Here is an 18,956-nt window from a genome sequence, read left to right on the forward strand (position 1 = left end):
CGGCAGCAAGGAGCCGTGACCCACGTCGCGGCAGCTAGCGCCCGGAGGAAAGCTGTGACCACTCCGTATCCGCCGCCCCCACCCCCGCCCTCGCCGCCGGCCGGCCGGGACCGCACCACGCTCTGGGGTGTGCTGGGCATCGTCACGGGCCTGCTCTGCTGCGGCATTCTCGGCATCGTCTTCGGCTGGTTGTCGATCCGCGACGCGCGGCGCTACCGCCAGTCCCCGGTGCTGGGCTATGTGGCGATCGTGCTCGGTGTGCTCAACATCGTGCTCAGCCTGATCCTGCAGGCGACCGGGAACTACCCGTACTGGAACCGCTGAGGGGCCGACCTTCCGGTCGGCCCCTGCGCGCGGGTCAGCTGTCCGGTCAGCGGCCGGACATGATCTCCCGCATCAGCTTGGCGGTCTCGGTCGGCGTCTTGCCGACCTTGACGCCGACCGCTTCCAGCGCGGTCTTCTTCGCGTCGGCGGTGCCCGCCGAGCCGGAGATGATCGCACCGGCGTGCCCCATGGTCTTGCCGGGCGGTGCGGTGAAGCCGGCGATGTAGCCGACCACCGGCTTGGTGACGTTGGCCTTGATGAACTCGGCCGCCCGCTCCTCGGCGTCACCACCGATCTCACCGATCATCACGATGGCGTCGGTGTCGGGGTCCGCCTCGAACGCGGCCAGCGCGTCGATGTGCGTGGTCCCGATGATCGGGTCACCGCCGATGCCGACACAGGTCGAGAAGCCGATGTCACGCAGCTCGTACATCATCTGGTAGGTCAGCGTGCCGCTCTTGCTGACCAGGCCGATCCGGCCGGTGCCGGTGATGTCGGCCGGGATGATGCCGGCGTTGGAGGCGCCCGGCGAGGCGATGCCGGGGCAGTTCGGCCCGATGATCCGGGTCCGCTCCCCCTTGGCGACGTTGTACGCCCAGAACGCGGCGGTGTCGTGCACCGGTACGCCCTCGGTGATCACCACGGCCAGCGGGATCTCGGCGTCGATCGCCTCGATGACCGCGCCCTTGGTGAACTGCGGCGGCACGAAGATGACGGTGACGTCGGCGCCGGTCTCCTTCATCGCGTCGGCGACGCTGGCGAAGACCGGCAGTTCGGTGCCGTCGAAGTCGACGGCGGTGCCCGCCTTGCGCGGGTTGACGCCGCCGACGACGTTGGTGCCGGCGGCGAGCATCCGCCGGGTGTGCTTGGAACCCTCGGAGCCGGTCATCCCCTGGACGATGACCTTCGAGTCCTTGGTCAGCCAGATTGCCATGATCAGACCCCCGCAGCCGCCAGCTCGGCGGCCCGCTCGGCCGCGCCGTCCATGGTGTCGACCCGCTCGATGAGCGGGTTGTTCGCGCCGTCGAGGATCGCCCGACCGGCCTCGGCGTTGTTGCCGTCGAGTCGTACGACCAGCGGCTTGGTGACCTCCTCGCCGCGCTGCTTGAGCAGGTCCAGCGCCTGGACGATGCCGTTGGCGACCGCGTCGCAGGCGGTGATGCCGCCGAAGACGTTGACGAAGACGCTGCGCACCGACGGGTCGGAGAGCACGATCTCCAGACCGTTGGCCATCACCGCGGCGCTCGCGCCGCCACCGATGTCGAGGAAGTTGGCTGGCTTGACGTTGCCGTGCCGCTCGCCCGCGTAGGCGACCACGTCGAGGGTCGACATGACCAGACCCGCGCCGTTGCCGATGATGCCGACCTCGCCGTCGAGCTTGACGTAGTTGAGGTCCTTCTCCTTGGCGGCCTGCTCCAGCGGATCCACGGTGGCCTGGTCGACCAGGGCCTCGTGGTCCGGGTGCCGGAAGCCGGCGTTCTCGTCGAGCGAGATCTTGGCGTCCAGCAGCAGCAGCTTGCCGTCCTTGGTCTTGGCCAGCGGGTTCACCTCGACCAGGGTGGCGTCCTCGGCGACGAACGCCTGCCACAGGCCCACCGCGGTCTCGACGACCTGGTCGGCGACCTCGGCCGGGAAGCCGGCCGCCTCGACGATCTCCCGGGCCTTGGCCTCGTCGACGCCCTTGACCGCGTCGATCGGTGCCTTGACGACCTTCTCCGGGGTGTCGGCGGCAACCTGCTCGATGTCCATGCCGCCGGCCACGCTGGCGATGCAGAGGAAGGTACGGTTCGCCCGATCGAGCAGGTACGAGAAGTAGTACTCCTCGGCCACGTCGGCGGTCACCGTGATCATGACCTTGTGGACCGTGTGACCCTTGATGTCCATGCCGAGGATGTCGGTGGCGCGGGCCACCGTCTCCTCCGCGCCCTCGGCCAGCTTGACGCCGCCGGCCTTACCTCGGCCGCCGACCTTCACCTGCGCCTTGACGACCACCCGGCCGCCGAGGCGTTCGGCGATCGCGCGGGCCTCCTCCGGGGTCGTGGCAACGCCGCCGGCGAGCACGGGCAAGCCGTGCCGCTCGAACAGGTCCCGCCCCTGGTATTCGTACAGGTCCACGATTGCGCGTCCCGTCCCGTCTCCGCGGCGCACCGTCGCGCCGCCACCAGCGTATGGAAAGAAAACAGTGCGATGCCTGACATCAGTGGAAGTTGAAACAGGCCATTGGGCGCAGCCTAGCGATGGCGGCACGGCCGGCAACCGAGCGGGTGCGCGGTGTGCGGTAATCCACAGCCCTCGCAGACACCGGGTCACGGTTGTCCGGCGGAACGGGCGGCAGGTCACCCGATCGAGCGATCTTGCCAGGTCGGTGCGGGATCTCGGCAATGGTGCGTAACCCAGCCGGAAGGGCCTCGTTGAGTCAGATGTCGGAGCGCTGAAAGGCGCAAGGACATGAAGGCGGCCGATGCCCTGTCGGTCGAGGGGTGGCGGCGGGGCATCGTGCATAGAGGGGCCGGACGTGTGAGGGGTGCGTCCGGCCCCTCACTCCGTCTTCGCTCCGCGCCCCGCCCGGCCAAAGGTGCCGGCCAGTCCGCCGGAAACTCAGCTCACCGGCTGCGCGACGTTCTCCCGAACCCACTCCACGATGGACTGGGTCGTCGCACCCGGCGTGAAGATCTTGGCCACGCCGAGTTGCTCCAGCTCGGGCAGGTCGGCGTCCGGGATGATGCCGCCACCGAAGACCACGATGTCGCGGGCATCACGTTCGTCGAGCAGTTCGAGCACCCGCCGGAACAGCGTCATGTGCGCCCCGGAGAGCACCGACAGGCCGACTGCGTCCGCATCCTCCTGGATCGCGGTCTCCACGATCTGTTCCGGGGTCTGGTGCAGGCCGGTGTAGATGACCTCCATGCCGGCGTCGCGCAGCGCGCGGGCCACCACCTTTGCGCCACGGTCGTGGCCGTCCAAACCCGGCTTGGCGACGACGACCCGAACACGAGAGCTCATCTGCGCATCCCTTTCACCGGCTCTGCGGCAATCACCTGAACGAACGGTAACCCGCGCGGCCGGGCCCGGGGAACCGGGGCAAGGAAGACCGCACGGCAACTGTGGACGGCCCGCGAGAGCCGGCCGGAACTCCATGAACACTGCGACTTGACGCACCGACACGACCAGCGCCGGACGAGTCAAGGAGGACGACTCAGCTGATCGGTCACTATGCGCTACGAACGGACGATTACCCGGACACCCCGTGGAGGCGCAAAGACCTGACAATCGCGGACGGAAAGGGACAGAATGGAGCAGCGAGTTCGGCGCTCCGGCTTGTGGCTCGCCTGACGGTTGGCTACCGTGTCCACGGTTGTCATCAGGTCTACGGACGGGTGACGACGCGGAACCAGCCGACACTCGGACCTCGATCCGGGTGCGGGCCAGGCCGCATCGGAACCCCGACAACGGAGGGTATGCGTGCGCCAGCGCCTGTCGTCTGAGCCCGATCGATATCGCGGCCGCCGTCGCGTACCCACCCCCCCACGCAGCCGCTACGCGGCGGTAGTCACCACCGCCTTCGTCGGTGCCGGTGTGGTCGCACTGGGCGCCGGAGCACTGCCGGACGCCAAGAGCGTCAACCCGTCGGTGCTGGACGAACTGAAGCAGGCTTCGATCAGCAGCCAGGGCGCGGCGGACCGCGCCGACGCCGCAGATCGCGCGTCCCGCGACGGTCGAGGCAGCTCGGAGATCGTCGCCGACTCCGGCGTCTGGCTGCTTCCCCTACAGGGCTACGACTTCAACTCGCCGTACGGCATGCGCTGGGGCAAGCTGCACACCGGCATCGACCTGGTCGCGCCCGAGGGCACCCCGTACGTCGCCATCCACGAGGGCAAGGTCACCAAGGCGGGCTGGTTCGGCGGCTACGGCTACGCCGTGATCGTCCAGCACGCGGACGGCAGCGAGGCGATCTACGGCCACTCCTCGGCACTCAGCGTCCGGGAGGGGCAGCAGGTCAAGGCCGGCGACCAACTCGGACTGGTCGGCAACACCGGCCACTCGTACGGCTCCCACCTGCACCTGGAGATCCATGTCAAGGGCACGCCCCTCGACCCGGTGCCGTGGCTTCAGGAGCGCGGAGTGGACATCAAGCTACAAGTCGAGGCAATCTACAGCGAGGTAGCCGACTCCTGACTGTCGGTAAGGCCCGTTGACCGCCCGGATCGCTCGATCCGGGCGGTTTCGTTTTGGGGTAACGGCGGCAAAGTATCCCAGCTCACACCGGCGACTGTGGCGAATGCCACACCCGTCCGCGTGAGTCAGTCCGGTCAGTCGGTCACGGCGCCGGACAGAACCGGACAGCGGGACGGCCCTGCCGTACCGGCCCGCCAACCCCCGGTACCCGTCACTCGGCGGATCGACACCAGGATTTCGAGGTCACGCGCCACTTCGATCCAGTGAGGTCCGCCCGTGCAGGACGACAACTCCACCCCGTACCGGAAAATCCCCGATGCTCCGGCCCGCCACCGGCGTCAGGTCGGCTGGCGCGACCGCAGCCTGGTCATCGGCGCGGTCGCGCTGGTCGGCCTCGGCGGTGTCGCCGTGGCGACCAGCGACGGCCAACCCACGCCGAGTCCGGTCTCGCTCGACGCGCAGGCCCAGGCCCAGGCCGAGGCCGAGGCCGAGGCCGCCCGAGCCGAGGCGGCGGCCCGAGCTGACCGGTCGGCCCGCGAATCGGTCACCCCCAGCGCGCCGGGCAGCCCGACGCCGAGCCAGTCGACGAGCCCGACCGCGAGCGCCAGCCCGACGGCGAAACCCAGCCCGAAGGCCACCAAGGCCGCCGAGGCCGCCAAGGCCACGCCGAAGCCGACCAAGAGCGCGACGCCGAAGTCGACCTGGGTGATTCCGATGGCGGGTGCCGCCATCACCTCGTGCTACGGCCCCCGGTGGGGCACCCTGCACGCCGGCATCGACTTCGCCCTGCCCGCCGGAACCCCGGTCCGCGCAGCATTCGGCGGAACCGTCACCAAGGCCGGTGACGTCGGCGACGGCTACGGCATCTCCGTCGTCATCGACCACGGCAACGGCTATCTCACCCACTACGCCCACCTGAGCACCGCCAAGGTGAGCGTGGGTGACAAGGTCAGCACCGGGCAGACCATCGGCCTGGAGGGCTCCACCGGCGACTCGACCGGCCCGCACCTGCACTTCGAGGTGCACCAGGGTCAGATGTGGAATCAGATCGACCCGGCGCCCTTCCTGCGGGCCCGCGGCATCGACGTGGCCTGCTGACCGACGTAGCCTGCTGACCGACGGGGCCTGTTGAACGGTCAGGGCACCTCCGCCGGGTTGATGAGCGACAGGACGGGCCAGGCCGCGAGGTCGACGAGCATCTGCCGGTCATGAGTGGCGACGACGACGGCCGCTGCGGTCTCCCGCAGGGCGGCGGTCAGCTCGTCAACCAACGGTGCCGACAGGTGGTTGGTGGGTTCGTCGAGAATCAGCAGATCCGGCCGTTCGGCGAGTCGCAGCGCGAGGTTCAACCGGCGTTGCTGCCCCTGGGACATCCGCCCGACCGGGGTCCGCAGGGCCTCCCGGTCGAGCAGGTTGGTCGCGGTCAGCGGCAGCCGGTCCCGGTCGCCGAGCCGCCCGGCGGACTGGAGTTCGCCGACGTGCCGGTCGTACAACTCGTGCGCGAGGGCGCTCGGCGGCCAGGCCGGCACCTCCTGCCCGAGCAACGCGACCCGGGCCTGCGGCAGGTGACGGACCTCGCCGGTGGACGGTTCGAGCTCTCCCGCCAGCACCGCGAGCAGCGTCGACTTACCCACCCCGTTCGGGCCCGTCACCAGCAGCCGGTCCCCGCCGTCGAGGGTGAGCGTGACAGGTCGACGCAGACGCCCGGTCAACGTGACGGCGGTACAGCGCAGGATGGGTGACCCGACGCGGGTGCCGAGTTCGGGCCAGCGCAGACGCAGCGGCGGGGCCGGCACGGTGAGCCGATGGGCCGCAAGGTCCTCCTGTCGGCGCCGCAGCGCCTGGACGACACCGGGGGCCCGGGACTGGCGCTGGTGTTTGCCGTGGCCCTTCTCCGGACGCCAACCGGTGCTCAGCCGTTGCTGTGCCTCGCTCACCGCGTCGGCCAGCCGCTGATGCTCGACCTGCTGTGCCTCGTACTCCCGCTCCCAGCGTTCGCGCTCCCGACGCCGCCCCTCCTGCCAACCGGCGTACCCTCCGGCGAACAGGCGCGGTCGCCCGTCCTCGCTGGGGTCGAGGTCCAGGAACTCCACGGCCACGTCGCGCAGCAGGGCCCGGTCGTGCGTCACGACCACCACCCCGCCAGGATGCTCGCGCAGCCGCCCGGTGAGAAACGTCAGGCTGTCGGCGTCGAGATGGTTCGTCGGCTCGTCCAGCATCAGCAGGTCGTAGCGTGCCCCCAACAGGCAGGCGAGGCGGACCCGGTAGCGCTGACCCACCGACAGCGTCGACAACGGGCGCTGCCGGTCGGTACAGGCGTCGAGCCCGGCCAGCGCCACGTCGACGCGACGCTCCGCGTCCCAGGCGTCGAGCCGGGTGGCCGCGTCGAGCGCGGTGGCGTAGGCATCGTCCGCGCCCGCCACGCTCTCGGCCAGCGCCGCCGCCGCGTCGTCGAGCGCCCGCAAGGCGCGGCGGGACTCCCGCGTCGCGGCCTCGACGAGGGTGCCGACCGTCTCGCCGTGGCGCGCCTGAAGCGCCTGACCGGCCAGTCCGATCGTGCCGGCCCGTTCCACCGTGCCCTGATCGGGTGCGGTCACCCCGGCCAGTACGTGCAGCAACGTCGTCTTGCCTCGGCCGTTCTCGCCGACGACGGCCAGGCGGGAGCGGGCCGAGACGGTCACGCTGACCTCGGACAGCACCACCCGCCCGCCCAGCACCACTCGAACACCGTCCGCCCGTACGTGCGCCCGGTGCCCCGCCGGCAGCCGGCCACCCCAGGACTGTGCGGGATTCAACTCAAGATTGTTCATTGTCTGCTCTTCGGCTCGTCATGGAGCCGGGCAGCACGAGGACGCCGCCCGGCGGGAACACCAGGACGGCGGAACAGAGCTTGCTCAGAGAAAGCCGGTCAACCCTGCCGCCGTCAGCGGCGGAACCAGGGCTTCATCGAGACGGCGCACGAGTACATGCGCCGACGATACCGCAGCCGGCGCCGGATCCGACGCCCTGCGTCGACCGGCGGTGGCGGACTCAGAGCTTGTCGATCGGGGCGTGTCGCAGCACCAGCCAGAGCGTCTGGTCACCGAAGTCGATCTGCGCCCGAGCGCCGGGGCCGTGCCCCTCCACGGTGACCACCCGTCCCAACCCGTACCGCTGGTGGTTCACCCGGTCCCCGGCGGTGACCTTCGGCCCCTGCGGCAGCTCGCTGGCGGTGGCCAGGCGACTGCCGTCCACGCCGAGCTTGCGCGCCAACTGCACGGCCCGGGGCGTACCCCCGGTGAAGTTGCCACGCCCGCCGGGTGTGCGCTCCGAGCGGCCACCCACGCCGCCACCACCGCCACCCCACGAGGTGTACGACCCCTCGGTCCGTTCCCAGCGGACCAGTTCGGGTGGCAACTCCTCGACGAAGCGGGACGGCGGGTTGTAGGACGGCTGCCCCCAGGCCGACCGGGTCACCGCCCGGGAGAGGTAGAGCCGCTGCCGAGCCCGGGTGATGCCCACGTAGGCGAGTCGGCGTTCCTCCTCCAGCTCCCGGGTGTCGCCGAGCGACCGCAGGTGCGGGAAGACGCCGTCCTCCAGGCCGGTCAGGAAGACCACCGGGAACTCCAGGCCCTTGGCGGTGTGCAGGGTCATCAGGGTGACCACGCCCTGGTGTTCCGGATCGTCGGCCGGCACCTGGTCGGCGTCGGCGACCAGCGCGACCTGCTCCAGGAAGCCGGCCACGGTGGCCCGCTCCCCCTCCGCGCCGGTCGCCTCGATCCGTTCGGTGTACTCGCGGGCGACGCTGACCAACTCCTGGAGGTTGTCGACCCGCCCGGCGTCCTGCGGATCGAGGCTCTCCTCAAGCTCGGTCAGGTAGCCCGAGCGGGTCAGCACCGCCTCCAGCACCTCCTCCGGGGTGCCGTCGACGGCCAACTCCCGAGCGGAGTCGAGCAACGCCACGAAGTCGGCGATGCCGTTGGCCGCCCGGCTGGAGATGCCCGGCGCGTCCTTGGCCCGACGCAGCGCCGCACCGAACGAGATCCGGTCCCGGCTGGACAGCGCCTCCACGCAGGCCTCCGCGCGGTCGCCGATGCCCCGACGGGGGGTGTTGAGGATGCGGCGGAGGCTGACGGTGTCGTCGTCGTTGACCACCGCGCGCAGGTAGGCCAGCGCGTCCCGGACCTCCTTGCGCTCGTAGAAGCGCACCCCGCCGACGACCTTGTACGGCAGGCCGACCCGGATGAACACCTCCTCGAACACCCGGGACTGGGCGTTGGTGCGGTAGAAGACCGCCACGTCGCCCGGTCGGGTCTCGCCGGCGTCGACCAGCCGGTCGATCTCCCGGGCCACCCAGTCCGCCTCGGCGTGCTCGGTGTCGGCGACGTAGGCGACGATCGGCTCGCCCGTACCGGCGTCGCTCCACAGCCGCTTCGGTTTGCGGGACGTGTTGCGGTCGATCACCGCGTTCGCGGCGTTCAGGATGGTCTGCGTGGAGCGGTAGTTCTGCTCCAACAGGATCGTGCGGGCGTCGGCGAAGTCGCGCTCGAACTCCAGGATGTTGCGGATCGTCGCGCCCCGGAAGGCGTAGATCGACTGGTCCGCGTCACCGACCACGCACAGCTCCGCCGGTTCGAGCCCCTCGGTGCCGGAGACCAACTCCTTGATCAGGACGTACTGCGCGTGGTTGGTGTCCTGGTACTCGTCGACCAGGACGTGCCGGAACCGACGCCGGTAGCTCTCGGCGACGTGCGGGTGCGACTGGAGCAGATGCACCGTCGTCATGATCAGGTCATCGAAGTCCAGCGCGTGCGCCTCGCGCAGCCGCCGCTGATAGAGCGTGTACGCCTCGGCCAGCGCCCGCTCGTTGGGCCCTGAGGCGCGGGCGGCGAAGGCTTCCGGGTCGACCAGTTCGTTCTTCAGGTTGGAGACCTGGGCGGCCAGCCCGCGTGCCGGGTAGCGCTTCGGATCCAGGTCCAGTTCACGGGCGACCATCTGCATCAGGCGCCGTGAGTCGTCGGCATCGTAGATCGAGAAGGTGGACTTCAGGCCGGCGTGCTCGTGCTCGGCGCGCAGGATCCGGACACAGGCCGAGTGGAAGGTGGAAACCCACATCAGCCGGGCGCGCGGACCGACCAGGGCGGCCACCCGCTCCTTCATCTCACCGGCCGCCTTGTTGGTGAAGGTGATCGCGATGATCTCGCCGGGATGCACGTCCCGCGCGGCGAGCAGGTAGGCGATCCGGTGGGTCAGCACCCGGGTCTTGCCCGAACCGGCGCCGGCGACGATCAGCAGCGGCGACCCGGCGTGGGTGACCGCGTCCCGCTGGGGACCGTTGAGACCTGCCACCAGTTGCAGCGGGTCGAGACGGCCCGGTGCGGCCCGGCGCGGCGGCTGCTCGGGCGCGGGCAGGGAGACGGGGATGTCGAAGAGAGGATGCATCGCAGAGCGAGTCTATGCCGCCCCCGGACACCACCCGCCCGGCGGTGAAGGAAGGGCCCCCGCTCAACGTCTGGTGTATAGGAAGGGCCCCTGTTAACCGCGTTCTCGCAGCTTGCGCCGGTCGTTTTCTTGCGTACCGCCCAGCGCGGGCGGCATACTCGACGACATGTCCGATCAGCGCTTCTACTTTTACTACGGCACCGGGAGTCCGGCAGCCGTAGGTCGCGCCTGATCAACCAGACCTACGAAAGCCCCGGGCTCACGGAGCCCGGGGCTTTTTCCGTCCCGGGATCCGGGCAGCGGGCACCAGACTCTGGGAGGTACCCGAAGATGTCAGACGTGATGGAGCAGAGTGGCGTCCCGGCCGATTCCGACACCGCCGCCAAAAGCACGGGTGCGGCCGGTGAGCCCGAGCCGGGCACCGGCACCGCGGAGCCGATGGCCGCCGCCCGGATCGCCGAGATCCGGGTACGGATCGACGAGATCGACCGGACGCTCATCGAGCTGTGGCAGGAACGGGCCGCACTGTCCCGCGAGGTGGGGGCGACCCGGATGGCCTCCGGCGGAACCCGGCTCGTGCTCGCCCGTGAGCAGGAGATCCTGGAGCGGTTCCGCATCGCCCTCGGCGCCGACGGCACTCAGCTCGCGCTGTTGCTCCTGCGCGCCGGCCGTGGGCCGCTCTGACCGGCCACCGCGCCCTGTCGGACACTCCGCCGCCCCGAACAGGAATCCGGGACGCCGGCCGCTGGTGACGGCCGACGCCCCGGATCACTGAGGAGGCACTTACCTTTACCGCCGTTCCCGTACGGATGGCCGGGGCGGCGGCGTCTATGCGGCTACTCCGTCGCGTGCACCACGTCGCGTACCTCGGCGAAGTGGCAGGCGCTCGGGTGACCGGACTTGTCCCGGATCTCCAGCAGCGGCTCCTGCTCGGCGCAGACGTCCTGAGCCTTCCAGCAGCGGGTCCGGAACCGGCAACCCGACGGCGGGTTGGCCGGCGAGGGCACGTCGCCGGTCAGCACGATCTGGTCCCGCTGGCCGCGCAGCTTCGGATCCGGCACCGGCACGGCCGACAGCAGGGCCTGGGTGTACGGGTGGGTCGGGCTCTCGTAGATCTCGTCCTCGGTACCGTTCTCGATGATCTTGCCGAGGTACATGACCGCGACCCGGTCGGCGATGTGCCGGACCACCGACAGGTCGTGGGCGATGAAGATGTACGACAGACCCAGCTCGTTCTGGAGCTTCTCCAACAGGTTGATCACCTGCGCCTGGATGGAGACGTCGAGCGCCGACACCGGCTCGTCGCAGAGAATGATCTCCGGGTTGAGCGCCAGCGCCCGGGCGATGCCGATGCGCTGCCGCTGGCCACCGGAGAACTGGTGCGGGTACCGGTTGATGTGGTCGGGGTTGAGCCCGACCAGCTCCAGCAGTTCCTGCACCTTGCCCCGACGCTGCCCCTTCGGCACCACGTCCGGGTGCACCTCGAACGGCTCGCCGATGATGTCGCCGACGGTCATCCGGGGGTTCAGCGAGGTGTACGGGTCCTGCATCACCAGCTGGATGTTGCGCCGGCCCCGCCGCCGCTCCTCAGCACCGACCTTGGACATGTTCCGGCCCTGTACGAACAGGTCGCCGGAGGTGGGCGTCTCCAACCCGACCAGCAGCCGGGCCAGGGTCGACTTGCCACAGCCGGACTCGCCGACGACGCCGAGGGTTTCACCACGGCGCAGTTGCAGGTTGACGCCGTCGACCGCGCGGACCGCGCCGATCTGCTTCTTGAAGACGATCCCCTGGGTGAGCGGGAAGTGCTTCACCAGGTCGCGGGTCTCCAGCACGAAGTCACTCATCGCCCTTGACCTCCTTCCAGAAGTGGCAGGCCGACGTACGACTCGGCGTCACCTGATACAGCGGCGGCGCCGGGTCCTGGCGGCAGACGTCCTGTGCGTACCGGCAACGGGGGTTGAAGGCGCAGCCCGGCGGGATGTTCGTCAGCGCCGGGGGCAGCCCCTTGATGGCGCTGAGTTCCTGCCCCTTGAGGTCCAGTCGCGGGATCGACTCCAACAGACCCTTGGTGTACGGGTGGGCCGGGCTGGCGTAGATGTCGTTGACGCCGGCTTCCTCGATGACCCGGCCGGCGTACATGACCGAGATCCGGTCCGCCACGTCGGCGACCACGCCCATGTCGTGCGTGATCAGCACCAGGGCCATGTTCCGCTCCCGCTGGAGCTCGGCCAGCAGGGCCATGATCTGGGCCTGCACGGTCACGTCCAACGCGGTGGTCGGCTCGTCGGCGATCAGCACCTCGGGGTCGAGCGCCAGCGCCATCGCGATCATCACACGCTGCCGCATACCGCCGGAGAACTGGTGCGGGTAGTCGTTCACCCGCTGCTTCGCTGCCGGGATCTTGACCAGGTCGAGCAGCTCGACGGAGCGAGCCTTGGCGTCCTGACGGGACATGCCCCGGTGCTTGCGGAACAGTTCGGCGAGCTGGAACCCGACGGTGAAGACCGGGTTCAGCGCGGAGAGCGCGTCCTGGAAGATCATCGCGATCCGGTTGGCGCGGACCTTGCGGCGCTGGGCTTCGGGGAGCTTCAGCAGGTCGACACCGCGGTAGAGGATCTCCCCACCGGTGACGAACCCGGGCGGGGTGTCCAGGATGCCCATGATCGCCTGAGCGGTCACGCTCTTGCCGCAGCCCGACTCGCCGAGGATCGCCCGGGTCTCGCCGGCCCGCACGTCGAAGCTCACCCCGTTGACCGCGCGGGCGATGCCGTTGCGGGTCCGGAACTCCACCTGCAGGTTCTTGACCTCCAGTGGCAGCGCGTTCGGGTCCAGGCCCGGCAGCGCGTCCAACTTGACGTTCACATCAGTGCTCATGCCTCACCGGAACTTCGGGTCGAGGGCGTCACGCAGGGCGTCACCCATGAGGATGAAGGACAGCACCGTGCCCACCAGCAGGCCGCAGGGGAAGAGCAGCAGCCACGGATCCTCCAGGAAGTAGACCTGGTGGACCGAGATCATGATGCCCCACGACTGAGCCGGCGGCTGGAGCCCGACACCGAGGAAGGTCAGCGTGGCCTCCGCGGCGACGAACGAGCCGAGCACGATGGTCGCGTACACCATCATCGGCGCGATCGCGTTGGGCAGGATGTGCCGGAACATCAGCCGTGAGTTGCGGGCACCGACCGCCTTCGCCGCGTGCACGTAGTCCAGGTCCTTCGACGAGATCACGCTGCCCCGGATGATCCGGGCGATGGTCGGCCAGGCCAGCAGGAACAGCACCATCGTGATGGTCCAGATGTTCTGCCGCTTGATCACGGTCAGGAACACGATCGCGCCGAGCAGGAACGGCAGCGAGAAGAAGATGTCCATCACCCGGGAGATGATCGCGTCGACCCAACCGCCGTAGTAGCCGGCGAGCAGGCCGAGCACACCACCGACGATCACGATGGCGGAGGTTGCCATCACCGCGATCACCATCGACGGCCACGCGCCGTAGATCGCGTGCGAGTAGTAGTCGCAGCCCAGGATGTCGGTCCCGAACGGGTGCTCCCAGCTCGGCGACAGGCGGGACCGCTCAGTGCTGCAGTTTCGCGGATCCTGGCTGGTCCAGAGCTTCGGGAAGATGGCCATCGAGCCGACCACGAGGATGTAGAGGGAGGCGATCATGAAGACCGGGTCGCGGACCAACTGCCGCCGGGCATCCGCCCACAGGCTGGCGCTGCGCTCCTTGCCGCCGCTGCCCGGAGCCTCCGTCGTCGGTCCGTCACCGCCTACCGGCGCGCCTCCGACGGCCGCACCCGCACTCGTCAGGTCGCTCATGCCGGCACTCCGTTCCGCTCCGCGCCGCCACGAGACACCGTCACACTGAGCCCGATGATTCGCTCACTCATGTCCACACCTCGTTTCGCTCCAGCCGGCCACCGGAGGCGGTCGGATGCCCCTGCGGTCCGCATCGTCACCACGGTTCGGTCACTCATAGCGGATCCTCGGGTCGAGCACGGCGTACAACAGGTCGACCAGCAGGTTGGCAATCAGGACGACCAGCACCAGCATGGTCACCACGCCGACCACGACGGACGATTCGCCGGTACGGGCGGAGAACGTCACCAGTCGACCGATGCCGGGGACGTTGAAGATTGTTTCGGTGACCACCGCACCCGCCATCGCGGCACCGATGTCGACACCGAGGAAGGTGATCACGGGGATCAGCGAGTTACGCAGCGTGTGTACGCCGATGACCCGCTTGTTCGCCAGGCCCTTGGCCTTGGCGGTCCGCACGTAGTCGGCTCGGATGTTCTCCATGATGCTGGTCCGGGTGAGCCGGGCCGTGGTCGCCAACGAGACCGCACCGAGCACCATGCCGGGAATGATCAGGCTGGCGAACGGATAGTCGGGCTTGAAGCCGGGAGTGAACACACCGACGGAGATCACATCGGGAATCCAGTCCTGGCCCCGCAGGACATTGCCGAACTTGACCCCGACGAACTCCCGCACCACCACACCGAGCACGAAGATCGGCACCGAGATGACGAAGACCGTGCTGATCTTCACCAGGTAGTCGATGAAGCTGCCACCGCGCAGACCGGCCAGCACACCTGCGGCGATACCCACGACCGCCTCGAAGAGGATCGCGATCACCAACAGCTTGAGGGTGAACGGGATGGCGTCGGCCACCAGGTCCGTCACCTCACGTTGACGCAGGTTGATGCCGAAGTCCAAGTGGAAAAAGATGTTCTGCAGCCGGTCCAGGAAGAGCCCGAAACAGGGGTTGCCCTTCTGGTCGAGGCACGGGTCACCGTAGCCGAGCCGCTCAGTGATCGCCTGCAACAGCGCGGGCGGTGGGGTCCGGTCACCGAAGAGGGCCCGGACCGGGTTCCCGCTGAACTGGATCGCCAGCGCGGTCATGTAGTGGAGCAGGAACATGGTGCCCAGCACGGTGGGAATGAACTGGAGCAACCGTCGAATGACGTAGCGCCCCATCTCGGGGTCTCCTCTCGGCGCTGACGTGGCGGCAACGATCACCCTGGTGAGGTGACCGTTGCCGCCACGTCGTGTTACGGCTGGGTCAGGAGCCTGAAGCTCAGTTCTGCTTCAGAGAGGTCGCACCGTAGTCGGCGTCCGCGACGGCGTTCCAGACGAACTTGTCCACGTTCTCGCTGTAGATCGCCGCTTCCTTACGCCACCACATCGGGATGACCGGCAGGTCCTCGACCAACAGGTCCTCCGCCTTCTGGTAGGACGGGATGGCGGCCTGCATCGACTCGGCCGAGTCACCCTCCTTCAGCAGGGCGTCGAAGGCCGGGTTCTTGTAGCCGGAGTTGTTGCTGCCAGCCTCCGAGCCGTACAGCGGGTAGAGGAAGGTCTCCAGGAACGGGTAGTCCGGGCCCCAGCCGAGACGGTACGGACCGGTGAACTTCTTCTGGTCCGCGGTCTCGAGGTACTCGGCGAACTGGAGGTTGACCTTCAGCTCGTAGTCGATGCCCAGCGCGGACTTGATCTGGTCACCAACGGCCTGCAGCCACTGGTCGTGACCCGCACCGGCGTTGGCCCACAGGATCAGCTTGCCGCCCTTCCAGCCGCCGGCCTCGGCGAGCAGCTGCTTGGCCTTCTCGACGTCCTTGCTGCAGTAGGTGCAGATGTTCTCCCGCGCACCCTCGAAGCTCGGCGCGACGTAACCGGTCGCCGGGGCGAAGCGGCCGTCGAACACGGCGTCGATGATGGACTGCCGGTCGATCGCCAGCGAGAACGCCTGACGGACCCGCTTGTCCTGGAAGTTCTCGTTGTACAGCGGGAAGCCGACGTAGGTGAAGCTGTCACCGGCCAGCTCGAACATCCGGTCACCGTACTGCTGCTTGGCCTCCTTGTAGCGGGCCGGCGGCACGGTGTACATCACGTCCAGCTCACCGGCCTGGAAGGCGGCGTAGCCAGCGTCGACGTCGGCGAAGATGCGGTACTCGATGCGGTCCGGCTTGCCCGGCTCGCCCTTCCAGCTGTCGCTGCGGGCCAGGTTGATGGCGACGTTGTGCTGCCAGCTACCGTCGATCTTGTACGGGCCGTTGCCGATCGGGGTCTCGTTGCACTTGGCGATGTCGTCGACGCACGCCTGGGCCATCGGGAAGAAGCCCGGGTAGCCGATCGTGGTCGGGAAGCCGGAGAACGGCGCGTCAAGCTCGACGGTGAAGGTCAGGTCGTCGACCTTCTTCAGGCCGGCGAGCTCCTTCGCCTTCGGCTCCGGGGCCTTCTGCGGGCCGTCGCCGTCCGGGTCCTCGGACTGGAGGTCCTTGACACCGGCGATGCGCTTCATGAAGTAACCGTTGTTCTGGGCGTTCGGCGAGTAGGCCGCGAAGTTCCAGGAACGGATGAAGGCGTCGGAGTTGACCGGCTCACCGTTGTCGAAGGTGTAGCCGCTCTTGATCTTGATGGTCCAGAGCTTCTGGTCGTCCGACTCGACCGACTCGGCCAGGTCCATCTCGACCGCGGAAGTCTGGGCGTTGTACTTGACCAGACCGCGGAACAGCTGGCGGATCACGTACAGCGACGGCTCGTCGTCACCACCGGAGGGCGTCAGGAACGCCGGCTCCGCGTTGTAGACGCGCAGCGTACCGCCGGACTGGGTGGCGGTGTCGTCGTTGTCGCTACCACCGCCGCAGGCGGTGGCCAACATGGCGGTGGCGGTCGCCGCGACCGCCACCTTCAGGAATTTCCCGCGCATGGGAGTGCCTCCTCAGGGCGCTCGGCTCACGAGGGGGTTGTGAGGTGCCTGCCACTGTGACACTCAATGCGCCCAAGCCGGAAGGCGTGTTATCAACCCGATACCCGCCCGGGACGGTGCCGACATCCACCTGGAGGCGAATTCGCGTCACCCCAGATGCATGGTATGACCTGCCCGTCAACGGTTTTTCGCGCCCGAACGGTGGATTGGCAGAGGGGCGTTAATGATCTCTGTGATGGCGAGAAATCAGAACGTGAGTCCGGCCACTCGTTGCCGCATCTTATCCAAAAGGACGATGGGGAATCCAGACAGGAAGCCATGCCGATCGTCCGGGTGATCGATCCGCCGACCCGGACGATCGGCTAGACGAGTCGCCGGTCCGCCGCCCACCGTGACAGCTCGTACCGGTTGGACATCTGGAGCTTGCGCAACACGTTCGAGACGTGCGTCTCCACGGTCTTGATCGAGATGTAGAGCTCCCGGGCGATCTCCTTGTACGCGTACCCACGGGCCAGCAGGCGCAGCACCTCGCGTTCGCGGTTGGTCAGCTGGTCCAGCTCGGGATCCGCGACCGGGGCGTCCGGGCGGGCGGCGAAGGCGTCCAGCACGAAGCCCGCCAGCCGTGGACTGAACACCGCGTCCCCGTCGGCCACCCGGCGGATCGCCGCGGCCAACTCGTCCGGCGAGATGGTCTTGGTGACGTAACCTCGGGCACCGGCGCGGATCAGTCCGATCACGTCCTCCGCGGCGTCGGAGACGCTGAGCGCCAGGAAACGCACCTGCGGGTGGCTGCGCCGCATCGCCTCCAGCACCGCCCGGCCGCCGCCGTCGGGCATGTGCACGTCGAGCAGGACGACGTCGGGTCCGGTGGCGGCGATCCGGCTGACCGCCTCGGCCACCGTGCTCGCCTCGCCGACCACCTCGACGTGCGCCCCCAGCTCAGCGCGTACGCCCGCGCGGAACATGGCGTGGTCGTCGACCAGAAACACCCGCAGCCGCTCAGGTCCGGCGTCGGCCGGCTCGCCCGGTCGCGTCGACTGCTCAGCCATCATCTGCCCCTCTCCGCAGTGGCCGAGTCCCGGGCGATCGGCAAGATCAACCGGACCTCGGTCCCCTCCCCCGGCCGGGAGCGGATCTCCGCCCGGCCGCCGTGCCGCTTCATCCGCCCGATGACCGAGCCTCGGACCCCGTGCCGGTGATCCTCCACGGTATCCGGGTCGAAGCCGGCACCCCGGTCTCGAACGAAGACACTGACCTGCTCGGGTTCGACCTCGGCGTAGAGCGAGACGGTCTGCACCCCGGCGTGCCGAGCGGCATTCACCAGCGCCTCGCGGGCGGCGGCGACCAGCGCGCCCACCCGCTCGTCGGTCTCCCGGTCGCCGACCACCACCGCCTCGACCGTGATCGCGAAGGTGTCCTCGACCTCGGCCGCCGCCTGTTCGAGCGCGGCGGCGAAGCGTTCCGTCGGCGACGCGGTGGGCTTGTAGAGCCAGTTGCGCAACGAGCGCTCCTGGCCTCGGGCGAGCCGCTGCACCATCTTGACGTCACTGGCGTTGCGCTGGATCAAGGCGAGGGTGTGCAGCACCTGGTCGTGCACCATGGCCGCCAGCTCGGCCCGCTCCTGCTCGCGGATCCGTCCCTCCCGCTCCGACCGAAGCTGGTTCCAGGTCCGCCAGAGCACCGGCGCGGCCACCACTCCGACCCCGGCCAACCCGACCAGCGCGAAGATGACCCCGTTGACCACGGCGTCCAGGTTCTGCGCCGGGGAGTACACCGCGGCGACCCCGATGATGCCGACCGCGACCAGCACCCCACCACCGACGAAACGGAGCACGAACGCCCGGCGATCGCTCTCCTCCACCACCGCGCTGAGCCACGGCACCGGCATCGACTCACCCAGCTGGCGCCGCCGCTCCGGCCCGGACTGGTGCCAGATCACCCCGGCACCGACCGCGATGATCGCGACCAGCCAGCCCGCCGTACCGGCCGCACCCACCGAGTCGAAGACCAGCATCTGGATCAGCAGTACGCCGAGCCCGATCGCCACGAACGGCAGCAGTTGGGCGACGTCTCGGCGGGGTGGTGCCGCCGTGTCGCCGGGGCGCAGCGGAACGACGGCCCAGAAGGCCGCGTAGAGCAGCAGACCGAGACCGCTCAGCCCGAGCAGCACCATGAAAGCGACCCGGACCCGGACCACCGGGACACCGAGGTGCTCTGCGATGCCGGCGGCCACCCCGGCGGCCATCCGGTTCTCCGGGGCGCGGTAGAGGCGGGGTGGCTGGCTCACGGTACTGATCACGGGCTCCCTGGGCAGGACCTA

General features: G+C 69.1%; 16 protein-coding genes. 4 read left to right on the forward strand and 12 right to left on the reverse strand.

The genetic code is table 11. From position 1 onward, the window contains the following. Nucleotides 1-54: 54 nt before the first annotated feature. Nucleotides 55-324 (forward strand): DUF4190 domain-containing protein, encoded by a 270-nt coding sequence (locus AB0M35_RS08840; RefSeq protein WP_363743262.1) that lies wholly within the window; start codon nt 55-57, stop codon nt 322-324. Nucleotides 325-370: 46 nt separating this feature from the next. Here the strand turns inward: AB0M35_RS08840 and sucD are convergent, their stop codons facing one another. From sucD to AB0M35_RS08855, 3 genes are all read right to left on the reverse strand, one after another. Then, on the reverse strand, nt 371-1,258 hold the full coding sequence (sucD, locus tag AB0M35_RS08845) for a succinate--CoA ligase subunit alpha (protein ID WP_363743265.1): 888 nt from the start codon (nt 1,256-1,258) through the stop codon (nt 371-373). Nucleotides 1,259-1,260: 2 nt separating this feature from the next. Next, nucleotides 1,261-2,439 (reverse strand): ADP-forming succinate--CoA ligase subunit beta, encoded by a 1,179-nt coding sequence (gene sucC / locus AB0M35_RS08850; RefSeq protein WP_363743268.1) that lies wholly within the window; start codon nt 2,437-2,439, stop codon nt 1,261-1,263. Nucleotides 2,440-2,922: 483 nt separating this feature from the next. Then, nucleotides 2,923-3,327, reverse strand: coding sequence for a cobalamin B12-binding domain-containing protein (locus tag AB0M35_RS08855; protein ID WP_363743271.1), 405 nt, complete (start codon nt 3,325-3,327; stop codon nt 2,923-2,925). 459 nt (nt 3,328-3,786) lie between these two features. Here AB0M35_RS08855 and AB0M35_RS08860 point away from each other — a divergent pair, with 459 nt between their 5' ends. Together AB0M35_RS08860 and AB0M35_RS08865 are read left to right on the forward strand one after the other, a co-directional pair. Continuing rightward, nucleotides 3,787-4,500: a M23 family metallopeptidase gene (locus tag AB0M35_RS08860; RefSeq protein WP_363743274.1), complete on the forward strand. Its 714-nt coding sequence runs from the start codon at nt 3,787-3,789 to the stop codon at nt 4,498-4,500. A 276-nt stretch (nt 4,501-4,776) separates the two neighbouring features. Then, complete coding sequence (locus AB0M35_RS08865; protein WP_363743277.1) at nt 4,777-5,598, forward strand: M23 family metallopeptidase; 822 nt, start codon at nt 4,777-4,779, stop codon at nt 5,596-5,598. A gap of 38 nt (nt 5,599-5,636) precedes the next feature. On the opposite strand, the gene AB0M35_RS08870 is transcribed toward AB0M35_RS08865, so the two are convergent. Together AB0M35_RS08870 and pcrA are read right to left on the reverse strand one after the other, a co-directional pair. Beyond that, nucleotides 5,637-7,310 carry an ATP-binding cassette domain-containing protein gene (locus AB0M35_RS08870; RefSeq protein ID WP_363743280.1) on the reverse strand — a complete coding sequence of 558 codons (1,674 nt, stop codon included), beginning with the start codon at nt 7,308-7,310 and terminating at the stop codon, nt 5,637-5,639. 220 nt (nt 7,311-7,530) lie between these two features. Further along, nucleotides 7,531-9,921, reverse strand: coding sequence for a DNA helicase PcrA (gene pcrA, locus AB0M35_RS08875; protein ID WP_363743282.1), 2,391 nt, complete (start codon nt 9,919-9,921; stop codon nt 7,531-7,533). Between the two features lie 330 nt (nt 9,922-10,251). Here pcrA and AB0M35_RS08880 point away from each other — a divergent pair, with 330 nt between their 5' ends. Next, nucleotides 10,252-10,605 carry a chorismate mutase gene (locus AB0M35_RS08880; protein ID WP_363743285.1) on the forward strand — a complete coding sequence of 118 codons (354 nt, stop codon included), beginning with the start codon at nt 10,252-10,254 and terminating at the stop codon, nt 10,603-10,605. A gap of 152 nt (nt 10,606-10,757) precedes the next feature. On the opposite strand, the gene AB0M35_RS08885 is transcribed toward AB0M35_RS08880, so the two are convergent. From AB0M35_RS08885 to AB0M35_RS08915, 7 genes are all read right to left on the reverse strand, one after another. Beyond that, nucleotides 10,758-11,768, reverse strand: coding sequence for a dipeptide ABC transporter ATP-binding protein (locus AB0M35_RS08885; RefSeq protein WP_363743288.1), 1,011 nt, complete (start codon nt 11,766-11,768; stop codon nt 10,758-10,760). After that, on the reverse strand, nt 11,761-12,798 hold the full coding sequence (locus AB0M35_RS08890; RefSeq protein ID WP_363743291.1) for an ABC transporter ATP-binding protein: 1,038 nt from the start codon (nt 12,796-12,798) through the stop codon (nt 11,761-11,763). Before AB0M35_RS08890 ends, AB0M35_RS08885 begins: the two co-directional genes overlap by 8 nt. Before the next feature lie 3 nt (nt 12,799-12,801). Continuing rightward, entirely contained in the window at nt 12,802-13,743 is a 942-nt protein-coding gene (locus AB0M35_RS08895; protein ID WP_363743294.1) for an ABC transporter permease, read from the reverse strand. Nucleotides 13,744-13,893: 150 nt separating this feature from the next. Further along, on the reverse strand, nt 13,894-14,904 hold the full coding sequence (locus AB0M35_RS08900) for an ABC transporter permease (protein ID WP_363743296.1): 1,011 nt from the start codon (nt 14,902-14,904) through the stop codon (nt 13,894-13,896). Between the two features lie 100 nt (nt 14,905-15,004). Then, nucleotides 15,005-16,636 (reverse strand): ABC transporter substrate-binding protein, encoded by a 1,632-nt coding sequence (locus tag AB0M35_RS08905; RefSeq protein ID WP_363743298.1) that lies wholly within the window; start codon nt 16,634-16,636, stop codon nt 15,005-15,007. Between the two features lie 362 nt (nt 16,637-16,998). Next, the gene (locus AB0M35_RS08910) at nt 16,999-17,685 is read right to left on the reverse strand and encodes a response regulator transcription factor (protein WP_363743300.1); all 687 of its coding nucleotides are present in this window, start codon (nt 17,683-17,685) and stop codon (nt 16,999-17,001) included. Continuing rightward, complete coding sequence (locus tag AB0M35_RS08915) at nt 17,685-18,950, reverse strand: PspC domain-containing protein (RefSeq protein WP_363743811.1); 1,266 nt, start codon at nt 18,948-18,950, stop codon at nt 17,685-17,687. Before AB0M35_RS08915 ends, AB0M35_RS08910 begins: the two co-directional genes overlap by 1 nt. Between the last annotated feature and the right edge of the window lie 6 nt (nt 18,951-18,956).

It is taken from the genome of Micromonospora sp. NPDC051196, assembly GCF_040682415.1.
Lineage (GTDB): Bacteria > Actinomycetota > Actinomycetes > Mycobacteriales > Micromonosporaceae > Micromonospora.

What these genes read in the sequence shown, in the direction of transcription:
- AB0M35_RS08900 (WP_363743296.1), bottom strand. Translation starts at nt 14,904, where the DNA reads ATGGGGCGCTACGTCATTCGACGGTTGCTCCAGTTCATTCCCACCGTG.
- AB0M35_RS08910 (WP_363743300.1), bottom strand. Translation starts at nt 17,685, where the DNA reads ATGGCTGAGCAGTCGACGCGACCGGGCGAGCCGGCCGACGCCGGACCT.
- AB0M35_RS08905 (WP_363743298.1), bottom strand. Translation starts at nt 16,636, where the DNA reads ATGCGCGGGAAATTCCTGAAGGTGGCGGTCGCGGCGACCGCCACCGCC.
- AB0M35_RS08885 (WP_363743288.1), bottom strand. Translation starts at nt 11,768, where the DNA reads ATGAGTGACTTCGTGCTGGAGACCCGCGACCTGGTGAAGCACTTCCCG.
- pcrA (WP_363743282.1), bottom strand. Translation starts at nt 9,921, where the DNA reads ATGCATCCTCTCTTCGACATCCCCGTCTCCCTGCCCGCGCCCGAGCAG.
- AB0M35_RS08890 (WP_363743291.1), bottom strand. Translation starts at nt 12,798, where the DNA reads ATGAGCACTGATGTGAACGTCAAGTTGGACGCGCTGCCGGGCCTGGAC.
- sucD (WP_363743265.1), bottom strand. Translation starts at nt 1,258, where the DNA reads ATGGCAATCTGGCTGACCAAGGACTCGAAGGTCATCGTCCAGGGGATG.
- AB0M35_RS08855 (WP_363743271.1), bottom strand. Translation starts at nt 3,327, where the DNA reads ATGAGCTCTCGTGTTCGGGTCGTCGTCGCCAAGCCGGGTTTGGACGGC.
- AB0M35_RS08880 (WP_363743285.1), top strand. Translation starts at nt 10,252, where the DNA reads ATGTCAGACGTGATGGAGCAGAGTGGCGTCCCGGCCGATTCCGACACC.
- AB0M35_RS08870 (WP_363743280.1), bottom strand. Translation starts at nt 7,310, where the DNA reads ATGAACAATCTTGAGTTGAATCCCGCACAGTCCTGGGGTGGCCGGCTG.
- AB0M35_RS08895 (WP_363743294.1), bottom strand. Translation starts at nt 13,743, where the DNA reads ATGAGCGACCTGACGAGTGCGGGTGCGGCCGTCGGAGGCGCGCCGGTA.